This is a genomic window from Xylanimonas oleitrophica (assembly GCF_003244315.1).
Classification (GTDB): domain Bacteria; phylum Actinomycetota; class Actinomycetes; order Actinomycetales; family Cellulomonadaceae; genus Xylanimonas_A; species Xylanimonas_A oleitrophica.
This window is the reverse complement of record NZ_QKWH01000003.1, coordinates 73,818-91,701: the sequence shown is the minus strand read 5'-3', so window position 1 is coordinate 91,701 and position 17,884 is coordinate 73,818. Positions and strand designations below refer to the sequence as shown.

General features: G+C 73.0%; 12 protein-coding genes. 6 read left to right on the top strand and 6 right to left on the bottom strand.

Annotation, left to right across the window (positions count from 1 at the left end; genetic code table 11):
- Positions 1–17 precede the first annotated feature (17 nt).
- The 3 genes from DNL40_RS06100 (at position 18) to DNL40_RS06090 (ending at position 3,692) form a co-directional block, all read left to right on the top strand.
- Entirely contained in the window at positions 18–1,190 is a 1,173-nt protein-coding gene (locus tag DNL40_RS06100) for a cobalamin-independent methionine synthase II family protein (RefSeq protein WP_111250366.1), read from the top strand.
- A gap of 115 nt (positions 1,191–1,305) precedes the next feature.
- Complete coding sequence (locus DNL40_RS06095) at positions 1,306–2,196, top strand: CE1 family esterase (protein WP_111250365.1); 891 nt, start codon at positions 1,306–1,308, stop codon at positions 2,194–2,196.
- A gap of 29 nt (positions 2,197–2,225) precedes the next feature.
- Positions 2,226–3,692 carry an MDR family MFS transporter gene (locus DNL40_RS06090; RefSeq protein ID WP_425450764.1) on the top strand — a complete coding sequence of 489 codons (1,467 nt, stop codon included), beginning with the start codon at positions 2,226–2,228 and terminating at the stop codon, positions 3,690–3,692.
- An 85-nt stretch (positions 3,693–3,777) separates the two neighbouring features.
- Here DNL40_RS06090 and dnaG read toward each other — a convergent pair whose 3' ends face one another.
- The 6 genes from dnaG to DNL40_RS06060 all read right to left on the bottom strand — a co-directional run bounded on the left by dnaG (position 3,778) and on the right by DNL40_RS06060 (position 12,825).
- The gene (dnaG, locus tag DNL40_RS06085; protein ID WP_111250364.1) at positions 3,778–5,724 is read right to left on the bottom strand and encodes a DNA primase; all 1,947 of its coding nucleotides are present in this window, start codon (positions 5,722–5,724) and stop codon (positions 3,778–3,780) included.
- Positions 5,725–5,774: 50 nt separating this feature from the next.
- Complete coding sequence (locus tag DNL40_RS06080) at positions 5,775–7,052, bottom strand: deoxyguanosinetriphosphate triphosphohydrolase (protein ID WP_179950987.1); 1,278 nt, start codon at positions 7,050–7,052, stop codon at positions 5,775–5,777.
- A gap of 72 nt (positions 7,053–7,124) precedes the next feature.
- Complete coding sequence (locus DNL40_RS06075) at positions 7,125–9,026, bottom strand: glycoside hydrolase family 13 protein (RefSeq protein ID WP_111250362.1); 1,902 nt, start codon at positions 9,024–9,026, stop codon at positions 7,125–7,127.
- Between the two features lie 10 nt (positions 9,027–9,036).
- Positions 9,037–9,885 (bottom strand): sugar ABC transporter permease, encoded by an 849-nt coding sequence (locus tag DNL40_RS06070; RefSeq protein ID WP_111250559.1) that lies wholly within the window; start codon positions 9,883–9,885, stop codon positions 9,037–9,039.
- Between the two features lie 41 nt (positions 9,886–9,926).
- Positions 9,927–11,516: an ABC transporter permease subunit gene (locus DNL40_RS06065; RefSeq protein WP_245885711.1), complete on the bottom strand. Its 1,590-nt coding sequence runs from the start codon at positions 11,514–11,516 to the stop codon at positions 9,927–9,929.
- Between the two features lie 76 nt (positions 11,517–11,592).
- Positions 11,593–12,825, bottom strand: a complete 1,233-nt coding sequence (locus DNL40_RS06060; protein ID WP_111250361.1) for a sugar ABC transporter substrate-binding protein — start codon at positions 12,823–12,825, stop codon at positions 11,593–11,595.
- Positions 12,826–13,027: 202 nt separating this feature from the next.
- On the opposite strand from DNL40_RS06060, the gene DNL40_RS06055 reads away from it, so the two are divergent.
- From DNL40_RS06055 to DNL40_RS06045, 3 genes are all read left to right on the top strand, one after another.
- Positions 13,028–14,080: a LacI family DNA-binding transcriptional regulator gene (locus DNL40_RS06055; protein WP_111250360.1), complete on the top strand. Its 1,053-nt coding sequence runs from the start codon at positions 13,028–13,030 to the stop codon at positions 14,078–14,080.
- Between the two features lie 64 nt (positions 14,081–14,144).
- Positions 14,145–15,878, top strand: a complete 1,734-nt coding sequence (locus DNL40_RS06050) for a glycoside hydrolase family 13 protein (RefSeq protein ID WP_111250359.1) — start codon at positions 14,145–14,147, stop codon at positions 15,876–15,878.
- 149 nt (positions 15,879–16,027) lie between these two features.
- Complete coding sequence (locus tag DNL40_RS06045; protein WP_111250358.1) at positions 16,028–17,797, top strand: bifunctional metallophosphatase/5'-nucleotidase; 1,770 nt, start codon at positions 16,028–16,030, stop codon at positions 17,795–17,797.
- Positions 17,798–17,884: the final 87 nt, after the last annotated feature.

The window sequence follows — 17,884 nt, the reverse complement described above, 5'->3', positions numbered from 1 at the left end:
GGTGTCACCGTTGACGCATGAGCACCCGATTCCACCTCGTCGGCAGCCTCCTGCGCCCCGAGGACCTGCTGAAGCACAAGGCCGTCATCGAGCAGCGCGACGACATCACCTACCCGTTCTACGACGACCTGCCCGGCTACCTGGAGGCGGAGGTCGCCGCAGCACGCGCCGTCGTCGAGCAGCAGATCGCGCACGGCGTCGAGGTGCTGACGGACGGCGAGCAGACGCGCTCGATGTGGCACCTCGACTTCGTGTGGGGCCTCGGCGGCACGGAGCGGTTCATCGCCGACCACGGGTACTACTTCCGCGACCTGGACGAGGCGGGCACCTACGAGACGCGCCGGGACATCGGTGTGCGCGTGGTCGCCCCGCTCAGCGGCAAGGACCACCACTTCATCGAGCTGTTCCGACGCCTGACGGAGCTTGCCGGCAGCCGGCCCACGAAGCTGTCGATCCCATCGCCGTCGCACGTGTTCGGCGAGCTGTCGGGCAAGCTGTTCGGCGCCCCGAACGCGGGCCGCGCCGAAGGCGTCTACGCCACGGCCGACGACCTCAAGGCCGGGCTGCTGGAGGCGTACCGCAACTTCGTCACCGAGTACGCGGCCGCCGGCGGCACGATCCTGCAGCTCGACGACTGCCTGTGGGAGATGTTCGCGGACGACAACCCGAGCTCTCCGTTCACCGGCGGGGCGGTGCCGTTCGAGCAGGTGCGCGGGTTCGCCCACGAGTTCATCGAGCTCAACAACTCCCTCATCGACCACGCCCACGGGCTCGGCCTCAAGGTCTGGACGCACAACTGCCGCGGCAACTACGCCTCGCGCAACATGGGCGGCGGCTCCTACGCGAAGATCGCGGAGCTGTTCCTGCGCCAGCAGCGCTACGACCGGTTCTTCCTCGAGTGGGACGACGAGCGCGCCGGGTCGCTGGAGGCGCTGCAGGCCCTGGCGGACCGGCCCGAGGCCGAGGTGGTGCTGGGCCTGCTGTCCAGCAAGTCGGCTGACCTGGACGACGAGGAGCGAGCACGACGCCTGCTCGACGAGGCCTCGGCCATCATCCCCAAGGAGCGGCTGCACCTGTCCCACCAGTGCGGGTTCGCCTCGACCAACGAGGGCAACGAGCTCTCGGAGGAGCAGCAGTGGGCCAAGGTGGACCAGGGGCAGCGGATCGCGCAGGAGTTCTGGGGCAGCTGACCGGCCTGGCGGTGCCGCGAGAGCCGGTGGCTGACAACCTCAGCTCGCCGACGATCGGCGTGCCGCCACGGCGAGGCTTGACCTTAACACGATGTCAGACTCTAGCGTCGCAGCCATGAGCAGCAGCATCGAAGTCGACGGCAGGCACCGCACCTACACCGTGGTCGGGGAGCACGAGGGGCCGGCAGGGCGACCCCTCGTGCTCGTCTTCCACGGGTCCCGGCAGACCGGGCGCGTCTTCCGCCGCTTCACCGGCGGCGCCTTCGACGCGCTGGCCGGGACCGCCGTCGTCGCCTACCTGGACGGCTACCGGGGGAACTGGAACGACGCCCGGAGGGAGAGCAGCTTCCCCGCCCGCACCGAGGGGGTGGACGACGTCGCGTTCACCCGCGCGGTGGTCCGCGAGCTCGCCGCCTCCCACGGCGTCGACCCCGGCCGGGTGCACGCCGTCGGGTACTCCAACGGCGGCCAGATGGTGCTCCGTCTGCTCCACGAGACACCCGGCCTGCTGGCCGGCGCCGTCGTCGTCGGGGCCACGCTCCCGGCGCCGGGCAGCCTGCTGCTGCCCTCCCCCGCCCCCGCACCGGTCCCCCTGCCGGTGCTGGTGGTCCACGGCACCGGCGACCGGGTGGTGCCCTACGGCGGCGGCCCCGTACCGGGCTGGGTGCGACTCCTGTTCAAGGTGGGCGGGGCGAATCTCTCCGCCGCGCAGACCGCCGAGCACCTGGCCCGCCGCAACGGCATCACCCGCCCGCCGCGCTCTCGTCGGCTGGCGGCACCCGCCCACCCCGCACGGACGCGGGCGGGTCGGCGCACCCGCCCCTGGGTGGAGCAGACCGATCACGTCGAGACAGGCCGCCCGCCGGTCCGGCTGCTGACCGTGCACGGCGGCGGCCACACCGTCCCCGGCCCGGGGAGGCCACCTTTCGTGCTGGGGCGCACCACCCGCGACGTCTCCGTGGCCGAGGTGGCCGCCGAGCTGTTCGACCTCACGCCCCGGGAATAGCAGGCAGTTGCCCGGGGCTTTCACCTGACGTGCCGACAACCTCACGTTCCTCGGTGGGCCTGCGCTCCGAGCGGGGTCCCGTCCTGCTGTCCCTCATGCTCTCGACGGCGCTGGTCGCGCTCGACGCCACGATCATCGCCACGGCGTCGTCCACGATCGCCCGCGAGCTCGGCAGCTTCGACCAGGTCCCCTGGCTCTTCTCCACCTACCTCCTGGCCCAGGCCGTGAGCACCCCGCTGTTCGGGCGCCTGGCCGACATCCTGGGCCGCAAGCGCCTCATGCTCGTCGGCATCGGCCTGTTCTTCGTCGGCTCGGCCCTGGCCGGGGCCGCCTGGTCGATGTCGGCGCTGATCGCCGGCCGGGTGGTCCAGGGCCTGGGTGCCGGAGCCGTCATGCCGGTGTCGATGACGATCACCAGCGACATCTACACGCTCGAGGAGCGAGCCAAGACGCAGGGCTACCTGGCCTCCGTGTGGGGTATCGCGTCTGTCGTCGGCCCCACGCTCGGCGGCGTGTTCAGCGAGTTCGTGAGCTGGCAGTGGATCTTCTGGGTCAACCTGCCGCTCGCCGCCCTCGCCGCGCTCATGCTGGCCCGCCGCTACCACGAGTCCTCGCACCAGCCCACGCACGAACCCATCGACTACCTGGGCGCCGCGCTGCTGACCGGGGGCAGCACGCTCCTGCTCCTCGGCCTCCTCGAGGGCGGCAACAGCTGGGCCTGGGCGTCCGCACCGTCCGTCGCGATCTTCGCCGCCGCCGTCGGCCTCCTCGTGTGGTTCGCCCTGCACGGGCGCCGCACCGCCCACCCGATCGTGGACCTGAGCATCCTGCGGCGCCGCGTCGTCGGCGCCTCCACCACGGTCTCGCTGCTGGTCGGCGTCATCGTCGTCGGCCTGTCGACGTACGTGCCGATCTACGCCCAGCAGGTGCTGGGCTTCGGCGCCCTGCTGGCAGGCTTCGCGCTCGCCGCGCTCACGATCGGCTGGCCGATCTCGGCGTCGAACGCCGGGCACCTGTACCTGCGGATCGGCTTCCGCCTCACCGCCGTCATCGGCTCCAGCCTCGTGGTGGTCGGCAGCGGCCTCATGCTGCTGCTCGGTGCGGGCTCCTCGCTCGTGCTCGTGGGGGCGTTCTGCTTCGTCGTCGGCATCGGCATGGGCCTGACGGCGGTGCCCACCCTCATCGCCGCACAGACCTCGGCGGGAGCCACCGAGCGCGGGGCGGTGACCGGCGCCAACATGTTCGCCCGCTCCATCGGGTCGGCCGTGGGCGTCGCCGTGCTCGGCGCGATCGTCAACGCCCACACCACGCTCGGCCCGGACGGGACCCCGCAGGGCGACGGCGTGCTGACGGCGATGCGGCTGGTGTTCGTCGCGCTCGCCGTGGTGGCCGTGGCGCTGCTCGTCGCGGCCTGCCTCATGCCCGCCGACAGGCACGCCGCCGTCGAGCGCCGCCGGGCGCAGGCCGCTCAGGAGAGCGAGCCGGCGACGGCCTGACGCCCACGAGCCCGGCCGTCACGCCGTCGGAGCGCCCCCGGGGGCTGGCCGACGGCGTGACGTCCACCGAGGTGAGCCTTCGCCGTCAGACGTTCTCGCGCAGGGTGCGCCGCTCAGCCTCCAGCTTGAGCAGCTCCGCGAACGCGTCCCGGTAGGCGTCCGCGTCCCCGTTCGGGTCCAGCCGCTGCAACCGGCTCTTCGCGTCGGCGATCCGGCGGGTCAGCCCGAGGTCCTGCAAGGCCCGGACGACGTCGGCCACGAACCGCCCGATGACCGCCTCACGGTCCTCGGGCAGCGGTGCCACCGCCAGCTCGTCCACGAGCCCCGCCACCGTCTCCGGCGCCTGGTCCGAGACGGCCTCGACCCACGCGCCGCCCGCCATCGTCCGGCCCGCGGCCACCCCGCCCGCCGCACGCACGGCCGCGTGCACCGCCCGCCACGCCGGCACCCCGAACGCGTCCTCACCCAGCTCGTCGAACACCGGCGGCACGTGCTGCGGGTACTGCAGCACCGTCACCAGCGCCATCCGTTCGGTACGGGCCACCGGGTCGCGCGGGTCCGGCATCGGCATCGACGGCGCGGCGGGCTGCTCCCCCGTCGCCGGGCGGGCCGGGCCCCGCTCCTGCTGCGCACCGCGGCGCTGCACCGGACCGGGCGCCGTCGCCGCGCGCGAGACCTCGCGCCGCACCTCCTCGGTGTCGATGCCGATCCAGCGGGCCAGGGACCGCGAGTAACCGAGCTGCATCGCGCGGTCCCGGATGCCCGCGACGAGCGGCGCCGAGGACCGCAGCGCCCCCACCCGGCCCTCGACCGTGTCCAGGTCGAACCCGGCCAGCGTGGTGCGGATGACGAACTCGAACAGCGGCACCCGGCCGTCCACCAGCGCCTTGACCGCCTGCGGGCCCTTGGCCATGCGCAGGTCGCACGGGTCCATGCCGCTCGGCTCCACCGCCACGAACGTCTGCGCGTGGAAGCGCTGGTCCTCGCCGAACGCGCGCATCGCGGCCTTCTGGCCCGCGGCGTCGCCGTCGAACGTGAAGATGACCTCGCCCCCCAGCGACTGCCCGGAGGAGAGCTGCAGGCCGCCGCCGGCCGTGTAGTCGCCCAGCAGGCGCCGCACGATCTTGGCGTGGTCCGGCCCGAACGCCGTGCCGCACGTGGCCACCGCGACCTCCACCCCCGACAGGTGGGCCGCCATGACGTCCGTGTACCCCTCGACCACCACCACGCGCTTGGACTGCGCGATCGCCTTCTTGGCCAGGTCGATGCCGTAGAGCACCTGGGACTTCTTGTAGAGCGTGGTCTCGGGGGTGTTGAGGTACTTGGGGCCCTGGTCGTCCTCGTACAGGCGGCGCGCGCCGAAGCCGACGACGGCACCCGTCGTGTCCCGGATCGGCCACACGAGGCGGCCGCGGAACCTGTCGTACACCCCGCGCTGCCCCTGGCTGACCAGACCGGCCGCGACCAGCTCGGCCTGCGTGAACCCCTTGCCCTGCAGGTGGCGGGAGAGCGAGTCCCAGCCCGTGGGCGCGTAACCCACCCCGAACTTCTCGGCGTCGGCGCGGTCGAAGCTGCGCTCCGCCAGGAACTTACGACCCGCTGCCGCCTCGCCCGGGCTGAAGAGCTGGGAGGCGTAGAACTCCTGGGCCACCCGGTTCGCCTCGAGCAGGCGCTGACGGCGGCCCGGCTCCTCGCGGCGGGCGGGCGTCGCCGACCCGCCGCGCGAGTCCTCGTACCGGAGCTGGACGCCCACCCGGTCGGCCAGGTACTCGACCGCCTCGGTAAAGCTCATCCCGTCGACCTTCTGCACGAACGAGATGACGTCGCCGCCCTCGCCGCACCCGAAGCAGTGGTAACGCCCCACCCCGGGCCGCACGTGGAACGACGGCGATCGCTCGTCGTGGAAGGGGCACAGCCCCTTGAGCGAGCCGACGCCGGCAGGCTTCAGCGTCACGTGCGCGGAGACGATCTCGTCGATGCGGGCGCGCTCGCGGACGGCTTCCACGTCCTCGCGCTTGATCAGCCCCGCCACGGCCCCGAGTCTAGGCCTCACGGGCGGGCGCGGGCGTCAGGCTCCGGGCGTCAGCGACCGACGAGCCGTCCGTGCCACTGCATCGCGGAGACGTCGGTGAGCGAGGCCACCTGGTCGATCACCACACGCAGCCGCGCGTCGTCGTCGGGGGCCGCCTTCCAGTCCGCGGCGAAGGACGGCTCGAGGGCCACGGGCGCCCGGTCGGCGAGCACGTGGACCAGGTCGGCCACGATCTCGCGCTGCGCCTGGTACACCGGCTCCCGCTCACGGGGCGCCATCACATAGGCGACGGCGACGCCCTTGAGCGCGAGGATCTCCAGCTGCGTCTCCTCGGGAACGAGCAGCCGTGCCCCGTACCGGGTGTGCGGGCCGGGACCGAACCGCTCCCGTGTGGCCTGCTGCGCCGCTCCGCTGAAGCGGCCGATGAGGGAGCTGGTGAGGTCCTTGAGGTGGGCCAGGGCCCGGCGGGAGCCGTCGAAGTCCGTCATGAGCAGGCCGGACTCGCGCAGCCGCCCGAGCGCTTCCTCGAGCCCGTCGACAGGGTGCCAGTCGCCGTACCAGGCACGCACGGCCTCGACCACGCGCGCCCGCTCCTCGGCGGAGTCGAGCAGCGCCAGGTCCAGGCGCCCGCCGACGACGGCGTCCTCGACGTCGTGCACCGAGTAGCTGATGTCGTCGGCCAGGTCCATGACCTGCGCCTCCATCGACTTCACACCGTCCGGGGCGCCCTGGCGCAGCCACTCGAACACCAGCGCGTCGTCGGGGTAGACGCCGAACTTGCCGCTCACGGAGCCGTCGGGCCGGCGCGGACCCTGTCCGAGCGCCCACGGGTACTTGACGCTCGCGTCCAGCGACGCACGGGTCAGGTTGAGGCCCGCCGGCTCGCCGTCGGCCGTGAAGACCTTGGGCTCCAGGCGGGTCAGCAGGCGCAGCGTCTGGGCGTTGCCCTCGAAGCCGCCGATGCCGGCGGCGAGCTCGGCGAGCGCCCGCTCGCCGTTGTGCCCGAACGGCGGGTGGCCGAGGTCGTGCGTGAGGCAGGCGGTGTCCACGAGGTCGGGGTCGCAGCCCAGCGCGCGCCCCATCTCGCGGCCCACCTGGGCCACCTCGAGCGAGTGCGTCAGGCGGGTCCGCACGAAGTCGTCGGTGCCCGGGGCGAGCACCTGCGTCTTGGCACCCAGGCGGCGCATCGCCGAGGAGTGCACCACGCGGGCGCGGTCACGCTCGAACGGGGTGCGGGACTTCTGCTTGGGCGGCTCGGTGACGTACCGCTCGACGTCAGCGTCCCCGTAGGAGAGCGTGCCGTGCTCGCCCTCGGTGGGGCGGGGCACGCCGCCGACGACGTCGGGGTCGAACGCGCCCTGCTCGAACGGAGCGGGCTCGAAGGTCTGCACGGAGAGAGCCTAGGCCAGGCGCCAGACTCCGACGGCAGGCCCCTCCCCCGAGAGGCGGACACCGTCGGCCGTGACCGCGAGCGCCGGGGTGTCCACGAGGCGACCGCCGTGGAGCAGCTCGGGGGCGTCGTCGCCGAGCACCGCCGGGGGCAGGGTGGCTCCGGACCAGGGTGCGCGGGCGACGACGACGAGCACGCGCTCGCCGGGCGTCTCGCGCAGCCAGGCGACGGCGTCGTCCTCGACCACGGCCCAGCGCAGCCCGCCGTCACGCAGGGCGGTGGAGCCCCGGCGCAGGCGCGACAGCGCCTGGTAGACGTCGAGGGTGGCGGTGTCCCACCGGGGGCCGCCGGTGGCGGCCTGGTCCCAGGCCATGGTGACGCGGCCGTGCTCGCCGTTGGTGCCGGTGGCGCCCACCTCGTCCCCGGCGAAGACGAAGGGGGTGCCGGGGTAGGTGTGCAGGAGCGTGGCGGCGAGCTCGACGGCCTCGGCGGAGCCGACGACGGTGCGCAGGCGGGGCGTGTCGTGGGAGCCGAGGAGGTTCCACTGGGCGGCGGCGACCTGCCAGGGCACGCGGGAGGCGAAGGCGCGCATGGCGGCGACCATGGCGCCCGCCGGGCGGGGGGTGGTGCGCACGGGGAGCCCGTACTGGGGTGCGCCGTGGGGGTCGGCGAGCCAGCCCCAGACGGGCCGGGCGAAGCCGGAGTAGTTCATGGTGGCGTGCCAGCCGTCGCCGGGCAGGTCGGCGGTGTAGTCGTGGAAGTGCTCGGCGACGAGGGCGGCGTCCGGACGCAGGCCGGTCAGGCGGGCGCGCAGGCGGCGTGCCACCTCCAGGGTGCGGTCGGTGGCGCCGTAGCGGCCGGTCATGTTGGCGACGTCGACGCGCCAGCCGTCGAGGCCGTAGGGCTCCTGGAGCCAGCGGGCGATGGCGGAGTCGTCGGCGTCGACCATGCGGCGCCAGACCTCCTCGCTCCCCCAGTCGAGCTTGGGGAGGGAGCCGTGGCCCAGCCAGGAGACGTATCCTGGGCGGCCCGGGCCGGGGTAGGCGACATCGACGCCGCCCTCGGCGATCTCGCCCTGCCCCGCCCACAGGAACATGCGGTGCTCCGGCGATGCCGGGTCGGTCTCGGCGCGGGTGAACCAGTCGTGCCCCTCGCCGGTGTGGTTGGTGGTGATGTCGCCCATCAGGCGCATGCCGCGGGCGTGGACGGCGGCCGAGAGCGCCGCGAGCGCCTCGTCCCCGCCGAGGAGCGGGTCGACGTGGTCGAAGGTCGAGGCGTCGTAGCGGTGGTTGGAGCGCCCGGCGAAGAAGGGGGTGAGGTAGAGGGTGGAGACGCCGAGCGACTCGAGGTGGTCGAGGTGCTCGGCGACGCCGGCCAGGTCTCCGCCGTAGAGCTGGGTGCTCGTGAGGGGCGCGTCGGGGGCGGGCTCGGTGTCCCAGGCGGTGGGCACGGCCCAGTCGGGGACGGGCCGCTCGTCGGCGGCGGCAGAGCGGGCGAACCGGTCGGGGAAGACCTGGTAGACGGTTCCCTCTCCCGGCCAGCTCGGCGGCAGCGGCGCGCTGGTGAGCCGGAAGTCGGCGGCGTCGGGCACGTCGTGGTCCTGCACGCCGGTGCCGTCGAGCCACCGGTAGCCGCCCGGAGCCCGCGGGGTGCCCAGCAGGAACCGGTAGCCGGTCACCGGGTTGTGCACGACGACGTCGGCGACGTAGGTGTCCTCGTGCTCCCCGCGCACGTCGAGGCGGGCCTCGGTGACGCGCGGCTCGCCGTCGCGCACGGTGCGCACCCACACCCCCTGCACGTCGGCGGCGTGCGGCACCCGCACCCGGACGGGCACGGCGTCGCCGGGCGTGACGGGCCCGGGCGGCACGTAGGCCGCCGAGCCGTCGTGGTGCGGCTGGTCCAGCAGGCTCATGCGATCCCTCTCAGCCCTTCACGGAGCCGGCCGTCAGGCCGCCCACGATGTACTTCTGCAGGAACAGGAACAGCGCCAGGACGGGCAGCGCCGAGATGACGGCGCCGGCCGCGAACAGGCCCCAGTTGGCGTCGAGCTGGTTGGAGACCCACCCGTAGAGTCCCACCGCGAGGGTCCAGCTGCCCTGTGACTGCAGCACCACCCGCGCGAGGATGAACTCGCCGAAGGTGCTGATGAAGCTCAGCAGCCCGACGACGGCGAGGATGGGCGACACGAGCCGCAGCACGATGGTCCAGTAGATCTGGGCGTGGGTGGCTCCGTCGATCTTGGCGGCCTCGTCGATCTCCTTGGGCACGGTGTTGAAGAACCCGTACATGAGGAACGTGTTCACTCCCAGAGCCCCGCCGAGGTACACGCAGATCAGCCCGAGCTTGCTGTTGAGCCCGAGGGCGGGGAACACCTCGCCGATGGCCAGCAGGAGCAGGAACACGGCGACGAAGGCGAGCATCTGCGGGAACATCTGGATCACCAGCAGCGACGTGAGGCCCACCCGCCGCCCGGTGAACCGGAAGCGGGAGAACGCGTAGGCGGCTGCCGCACCCATGAGCACCGTGCCCACCGCCGTGGCGACCGCGATCTGGAGGGTGTTGACCACCCAGGTCCAGAACCGGGTGTCGGCCAGGGCCGCATAGTTGTCGCCGCTGACGGAGGCGAACAGGCTGTTGGACCCGGTGAGGGTGCCGTTGACCGACAGCGACGCGGACACCACGTAGACGAGCGGGAAGGCGGCGTAGGCGACGGCCACCACGCCGACGACGTGGCGCCAGCCCAGCTCGCGGACCCACTCCCGGGCAGGCATGCGGGTGCGCAGCGGCGCGGCCTCGGGTGCGACGGGGGCGCTCACATGACCTCCTCGAGCTTGCGGGTCTGCCGGAACGCGAGGGCGGAGATCGTGCCGACGATGACGAAGATGACGATCGACAGGGCGCTCGCCAGGCCGTAGTCCTTGGCGGCGGTGCCGTCCAGGCCGGAGACGCTGTAGACCATCGAGATGAGGATGTCGGTGTGCCCGAGCGGCACCGAGGCGTCCTCGAAGCGTGGCCCGCCCTTGGTGAGCATGTAGATCAGCGTGAAGTTGTTGAAGTTGAAGGCGAACGACGAGATGAGCAGCGGCGCGGTCGAGACCAGCAGCAGCGGGAGCGTGATGGAGCGCCAGGTGCGCCAGCGCCCGGCGCCGTCGATCTTCGCCGCCTCCATGACGTCCCCGGGCAACGACTGCAGCGCGCCGGTGCAGATGAGGAACATGTACGGGAACCCGAGCCACAGGTTCACGCCCAGCACGGAGAGCTTGGCCAGCCACGGGTCGGTGAGCCACGGGATCGCGGCCCCGCCCAGCAGCACCTGGTTGACGAACCCGTAGCTGCGGTTGAGCAGGCCCGCCCACAGCAGGGCGGCGAGGAACCCGGGGATGGCGTACGGGAGGATCAGCAGCGTCCGGTACGCCTTGCGCCCGCGCAGCCGCACGTCGTTGAACGTGATCGCCAGGAACAGGCCCAGCAGGAACGTGGTGACCACGGACAGCACCGCGAACGCGACCGTCCAGGCGAGGATGCGCAGGAACGGGCCGGAGTAGCGCTCGTCACCGAACGCGGTGACGTAGTTGTCGAAGCCCACCGGCACCCGCCACCCCACGGGGAGCCTGGTGCCGTCCTCCGCCTCGAACTGTCCCTCGGCGTTGGGACGGTAGACGACGCCGGTCAGGGCGTCCGTCATGGTGTCGGCCTGCTCCTCGTAGTGCAGGCTCGGGGTGAACGCGTACCCCGTGCGGGCGTCCTGGGTGCGGATCGAGCCGTCCTCGGCGTCGTCGGAGACGGGGACGCGCAGCGCCGTGACCTCCTGCTGGCGAGCGATGACCTCCTGGTAGCTCAGCACCGTCCACCCCGGGACGACGGTGGGCGCCTGTCCGTCGGCGCCGGTGGCGCCGTCGACCTCCTCCAGCGGACGCTCGGCCGTGCCGGCGAGGACGCGGCCGTCGTCGACGATGGCGAAGCCCAGGTCGTCACCGTCGGTGACGACGGCGAGCGGGTAGGCGGCCGACCCCTCGACGCGACGCTCGTTCTGCTGCAGCAGCGCCTCGATCGCCTGTTCCTTGGTGGAGTTGTGGCCGTCGCCGTAGTTGGTGAACGAGACCCAGGCGGTGTAACCCACCACGTAGATCTGGAAGACGAGCAGGAACGCCAGGCCGGGGTAGATGTACTTGCCTGCCAGCGCCCGCTTCGAGAAGTAGACGTAGTTGGCAGCGACCAGGAGCAGCAGCAGCGCCCAGAAGATGCCCATGGAGCCCTCGCGCCAGCAGGCCAGGAGGCCGAAGACGCCGAGCGCGTCGATGACGGCCATGAGGACGAGCTTGACGAGGAAGCCGGGTCCGAAGTCGCGCGCGTGCGAGGTACGCGCGCGCGGCGGGTCGAGGGTGGGTGGTGCGGTGGGCAACGTCGCCTCCGTCGGTCCAGGGGTTCGGGCTGGCAGGCGGTGGCCCGCGACGCGCACGCCGCGGGCCACCGGTGCGTCAGCCGATCGCGCCCTGGATGTCCGCCACCATCTTGTCCCAGCCGGCCACCGGGTCGGTCTGGCCGGTGATGATCGCCGCCTCCGTGACGCCCCAGAAGGCCCACACGGATCCCATCTGCGGGATGGACGGCATGGGCAGCGCGTCCGCGCCGACGGCCTGGAAGCCCTCGACGATCGGATCCGACGCCGCCTTCTCCGCCGCGGCCGTCAGGGCCGGCGGACGACCTCCGGCCTCGAAGAGCGCCGTCTGCGCCTCCTCGGTGGACAGGTAGTTGACCAGGAAGTCGTTGGCGACCAGCGCGTTCTTGCTCTGCGCCGAGACGTAGAAGCCCTGCACACCCACGAAGGGCTTCGCGGTCTCAGGGCCCGGCGCCGGGATCGGGTCGATCGCCAGGTTCATGCCCGCGTAGTCCTCGAGGAGCCAGGGCCCGCCGACGATGAACGGTGACTCGCCGTTGGCGAAGGCGTCCCTGGCGATGTCGGCGGTGACGTCGGGGCTCAGCACGCCGGCGCTGCCCTGCGCGGCCAGCCACCGGGCGAACGCGTGGCCGGGCTCCCCGCCGAGCGTCAGCTCCGGCTCGTAGGAGCCGTCCTCGTTCTGGGCGAACACGGGGGCGCCGAACGAGGTCTGCAGCGGGTAGTAGGTGTAGGGGTCGCCCTCGTTCCCGGTCTGGACCAGGATCGGGTACCGGGTACCGGCCGCCTGACCTGCGGCGACCGCGTCGTCCCAGGTGGCCGGTGCCTCCGGCGCGAGGTCGGTGTTGCGGATCAGGGCGATGTTCTCGATGGCGTAGGGCAGGCCGTACACCTGGCCGTCCTGGGTGAACGCCTGGATCGAGACGGGCTCGAAGCCGTCGGCCTTGTCACCGAGCTCGATGGGCTGCACCACGCCGTTGGTGGTGAGCTCGCCGAGCCAGTCGTGCGCGCCGACGGTGATGTCGGGCCCCTCTCCGGTGGGCACCTGGGCCAGGAAGTCCGGGCGGATGTCGTCGTAGTTCTTCTGGACGACCTCGACCTGGGTGCCGGTGGCCTCGGTGAACGACTCCGCGGCGGCCCGGACCGGGCCCTCGCGGGTCTCGTCGGTCCAGATGGTCAGGGTGGCGCCCGTGGCGGGGCTGCCCCCGTCCGTCTCGGCCGCGTCGTCGCCGCCGGTGGTGCCGTTCCCGGACGAGCAGGCGGCGAGGGCCAGCGTCGCGGAAGCGGCAACGGTGAGAAGGATGCTCCGTCGCATCGTTGCTCCTGTAAGTGGTACGTCGCCGGACCGGCAGCCACCGACCCTGGCGTCTGACGCCGCTCACCGTAGGGTGTCGCACACCGCTTCTGCAACACGTTCAGCAACGTTTCATCGGACGTTGCACAACCGTGTCCTGCGCGGCAGGATCACCCCCGGGCCACGAGCACCGGCCCCCTCCACCACGGAACGAGGAGGTCCCGTGCCGACTCCCGACACGTCGTCCACCACCGGGCGCACCCGCCTGGCCGACGTCGCCGCGCACGCCGGCGTCTCCACCGCCACCGTCTCGCGCGTCCTCAACGGCAAGAGCACCGTCTCCGCCGAGACCCGCCAGTCCGTGCTGGCCGCCCTCGACGTGCTGGGCTACGAGCGCCCCCGCACCCCCGGCGTGCGCTCCGCAGGTCTCGTCGGCCTCGTCGTCCCCGAGCTCACCAACCCCGTCTTCCCCGCGATGGCGCAGGCCACCGAGTCGCTCCTCGCCCAGGCCGGGTACACGCCCCTCCTGTGCACCCAGTCCCCCGGCGGCACCACCGAGGACGAGTACATCGAGATCCTCGGCGAGCACGGCGTCGACGGCATCCTCGTCGTCTCGGGCCTCCACGCCGACACCACCGCCGGCCGCGAGCGCTACCAGCGGCTGCGCGAGCGGGGCATCCCCCTGGTCCTGGTCGGCGGCCACGCACCGGAGGTCGACGCCCCGCAGGCCTCCACCGACGAGGTCACGGCCATCCGCCTGGCCGTGCGCCACCTCGTCAGCCAGGGCCACCGTCGCATCGGCCTGGCGCTCGGACCCGAGCGATTCGTGCCCTCCCAGCGCAAGAAGACCGGGTTCACCAGCGCCCTCGTCGAGGCCGGCCTGGCCGCCGACACCGACGACGCCGCCACGCACGTCGTCACCTCGCTCTACACCGTCGAGGGCGGGCAGGCGGCCGCCGCCGAGCTGCTCGACGCCGGGCACACCGCCGTCGTCTGCGCCTCCGACCCCATGGCCCTCGGCGCCATGCGGGCGGTACGCGGCCGGGGGCTGCGGGTGCCCGACGACGTCTCGATCGTCGGCTACGACGACTCCCCCCTCATGGCGTTCACCGACCCCCCGCTGACCACGGTGCGCCAGCCCGTGCTCAGCCTGTGCCGCGCCGCCGTCTCGATGCTGCTGGCCGAGATCCGCGGCGAGCGCGCCCCCCGCTCCGAGCTGCTGGTCGAGCCGGAGCTGGTGGTCCGGGGGTCCACCGGCGCCGCCCCGGCGCCCTGAGTCCGCCCGGCCGCACGCTCCAGACCCACAGCCCAGCCTGCCCCCGAGGGAACCAAGGAGAAGCATGACCGTCGTCCACGAGCCGTTCGGCACCGACGAGTGGTGGCGCACCGCCGTCATCTACCAGGTGTACCCCCGCTCGTTCGCGGACGGGAACGGTGACGGCATCGGCGACCTGCCGGGCATCACCTCCCGCCTCGACCACCTGGCCGCGCTCGGCGTCGACGCCGTGTGGCTGAGCCCCTTCTACCGCTCGCCGCAGCGCGACGCCGGCTACGACGTCGCCGACTACCGCGACGTGGACCCCATCTTCGGCACCCTCGAGGACGCCGACGCGCTCATCGCCGCGGCGCACGAGCGCGGCATCCGCGTCGTCGTCGACCTGGTGCCCAACCACACCTCGTCCGACCACGCCTGGTTCCAGGCAGCCCTCGCCGCGGCCCCGGGATCGCCCGAGCGCGCGCGGTACCTCTTCCGTGACGGCCGCGGGGAGCACGGCGAGCTGCCGCCCAACAACTGGCAGTCGATCTTCGGCGGAGACGCCTGGACCCGGGTCACCGAGCCCGACGGCACGCCCGGCCAGTGGTACCTGCACCTGTTCGACTCCTCCCAGCCCGACCTCGACTGGTCCAACCCCGAGGTCCGCGAGGAGCTCGAGGACGTGCTCCGGTTCTGGCTCCGGCGCGGCGTCGACGGGTTCCGCGTCGACGTGGCCCACGGGCTCGTCAAGGCCGAGGGCCTGCCCGACTGGGACGGGCATGTCGCGATGGTCGACGGCAGCGACGCCGGCACCGGCCCCCTGAGCGACCCGGGCGCCCCGGAGGACGGCTCCACCGGGGCCTCCAACAGCGGCCCCATGTTCGACCAGGAGGGGGTCCACGACATCTACCGCTCCTGGCGCAAGGTGCTCGACGAGTTCGACGACGGCGTGCGCCGCTCCCGCGCCCTGGTCGCCGAGGCGTGGGTCGAGCCGCTGTCCCGCCTGGCGCGCTACGTGCGCGAGGACGAGATGCAGCAGGCGTTCAACTTCTCGTTCCTCACCACCCGCTGGGACGCCGCCGCCTACCGCACGGTGGTGACCGGCTCGCTGCAGGCGCTCGACGCCGTCGGCGCCCCCACCACCTGGGTGCTGTCCAACCACGACGTCGTGCGCCACCCGTCCCGGCTCGGCCTCGCCGACCAGACCTCCCGGCCCAACGGGATCTTCGCCCACGACCCGCAGCCGGACGAGGCCCTCGGCCTGCGGCGGGCCCGCGCCGCCACGCTGTTCACGCTCGCGCTGCCCGGGTCCGCCTACCTCTACCAGGGCGAGGAGCTCGGCCTGCCCGAGCACACCGCCCTGCCCGACGACGTCCGCCAGGACCCGGCCTTCTTCCGCACGCAGGGCGCCGAGGCAGGCCGCGACGGCTGCCGCGTGCCCCTGCCGTGGTCGGCGCAGGAGCCCGCCTTCGGGTTCTCCCCCACCGGCCAGGCGTGGCTGCCGCAGCCCACCGGGTGGGGCGCGTACGCCGCCGACGCCCAGGCCGGCGTCCCCGGCTCCACGCTCGAGCTGTACCGCACCGCCCTGCGGCTGCGCCGCGAGCGCCGGCTCGGTGCCGGCGGCCTCGAGTGGGTGGAGGGCTACCCGGAGACGGTGCTCGCCTTCCGCATCTTCGAGGACGAGCGCAGCACCCTGGTGCTCGCGAACCTGGGCACGCAGCCCGTGCCGCTGCCCGACGCCCGGGTGCTCGTGGCCTCCACCGACCTGCCCGGTGACGGCACGCTGCCGCCCGACGTGACCGCTTGGCTCGAGGGCTGACCCCCTCTCCCCAGGGGCCGGCGTGCGCGCACCGCTCGCGCACGCCGGCCCGCCCGTCGCCCGCAGTTCACCCGGGTGACATCCGCCGTGGTTACCGTGTGCGCGCCCGGGCCTCCCGCCCGGCGCCCACGTCCCTCGGAGGAGACCACGTGAGAACTCGCACCGCCGCGGCCCTCGCCGCCCTGCTGGTCGGCGCCGTCGCCGTCCCCGCCGGCTCCGCGACCGCCGCCCCGCGCAGCCACTCGCTCGACCTCACCCTGCTCGCCACCACCGACCTGCACGGCCGCGTGGCGAGCTGGGACTACTTCCGCGACGCCCCCTACAGCGACGCCGCCGGCGACAGCGTCGGCCTCGCCTCCGTCGCCTCCGTCGTCGACGAGGTGCGCGCCGAGGTCGGCGACGACCGCCTGCTGGTCGTCGACAACGGGGACGCCATCCAGGGCACCCCGCTGAGCTACTACTACGCCGTCCAGGAGCCTGTCACCGAGACCGGTGCCACCCACCCCATGGCGGCCGCGTACAACGCCATCGGCTACGACGCCCAGGTCGTCGGCAACCACGAGTTCAACTACGGGCTCGACCTGCTCGACGCGTACGAGGGCAGCCTGGACTTCCCGCTGCTGGGGGCCAACGTGCTCGACGCGACCACCGGGAAGCCGGCCCTGGAGCCGTACACCCTGGTGCGCAAGCACGTGAAGGGCAACAAGCCGGTGACGGTCGGCGTGCTCGGCCTCACCACCCCCGGCTCCGCGATCTGGGACAAGGGCCACGTCGAGGGCCGCCTGGAGTTCCAGGACATGGTCGCCGCCGCCCGCACCTGGGTACCGCGCGTCAAGGCCGCCGGTGCCGACGTCGTCGTCGTGCTCTCCCACGCCGGAGCCGGCGAGTCCTCCTACGACGAGAGCGTCGCCGCCCCGGAGAACCCCGCCGACGTCATCGCCCGCACCGTGCCAGGCATCGACGTCATGGTCGTGGGGCACACCCACCTCGACCGGCCCTCGCAGACCATCACCAACGAGGTCACCGGCCGCGACGTGCTGCTCACCCAGCCCTACCGCTGGGGCTCCACCGTCTCCCGCGTCGAGATCGGCCTGGAGAAGGTCCGCGGCCGGTGGGGCGTGACCACCACGCAGGCCACCGCCGTCCGCACCCGGGACTACCCCGAGTCGCAGCGCATCCTCGACCTCGTCGCCGAGCAGCACGAGACCACCGTGCGCTACGTGAACCAGGTCGTGGCTCGCTCCACCGAAGAGCTCTCCGCGGTCACGTCCCGCTACGAGGACACCCCGATCATCGACTTCATCCAGCAGGTGCAGACCGACACCGTCCGCGACGCCCTCACCGGCACGCCGTACGCCGACCTGCCCGTGCTCTCCATCGCCGCACCGTTCTCCCGCGACGCCGTCTTCCCCGCCGGAGACGTCTCCGTCAGGGACATCGCCGGCCTCTACGTCTACGACAACACCCTGCACGCCGTCACCATGACCGGCGCCCAGGTCAAGGACTACCTCGAGCACTCCGCCCGGTACTTCGCCGCCGTCCCCGCCGGCGGCACGTTCGACCCCGCCCGCCACACCGGCGCCGGCGGCACCCCCGACTACAACCTCGACATCCTCGCCGGGCTCCGCTACGAGATCGACCTCGCCCGCCCCGTCGGAGACCGCGTCCAGGCGCTGACCCTCGCGGACGGCAGCCCGCTGACCGACGACGCCACCGTCGTCGTCGCCGTCAACAACTACCGCCGCTCCGGCGGCGGCGGGTTCCCCCACATCGCCGACGCGCCCCTCGTCTACGACGAGCAGCAGGAGATCCGCCAGCTCCTCATCGACTGGGCGCAGGAGCGCGGCACCATCGACCCGGCCGACTTCTGGGACGAGTCCTGGTGGTTGACGGTCGACGGGGAGCGCGTCGCAGGCTGACCGTCGGCGGTGGGAGGGGGATCAGGCGCCGGGTCGCGTTCACGCGCCCGGGGGGCGCTCCACTTCGGGAGGGAGACGACCCGGCGC

Bases quoted from the DNA above. Each gene is read 5' to 3' on its own strand.
- DNL40_RS06050 (WP_111250359.1), top strand. From the start codon at position 14,145: ATGACCGTCGTCCACGAGCCGTTCGGCACCGACGAGTGGTGGCGCACC.
- DNL40_RS06060 (WP_111250361.1), bottom strand. From the start codon at position 12,825: ATGCGACGGAGCATCCTTCTCACCGTTGCCGCTTCCGCGACGCTGGCC.
- DNL40_RS06095 (WP_111250365.1), top strand. From the start codon at position 1,306: ATGAGCAGCAGCATCGAAGTCGACGGCAGGCACCGCACCTACACCGTG.
- DNL40_RS06070 (WP_111250559.1), bottom strand. From the start codon at position 9,885: ATGCCTGCCCGGGAGTGGGTCCGCGAGCTGGGCTGGCGCCACGTCGTC.
- DNL40_RS06100 (WP_111250366.1), top strand. From the start codon at position 18: ATGAGCACCCGATTCCACCTCGTCGGCAGCCTCCTGCGCCCCGAGGAC.
- DNL40_RS06075 (WP_111250362.1), bottom strand. From the start codon at position 9,026: ATGAGCCTGCTGGACCAGCCGCACCACGACGGCTCGGCGGCCTACGTG.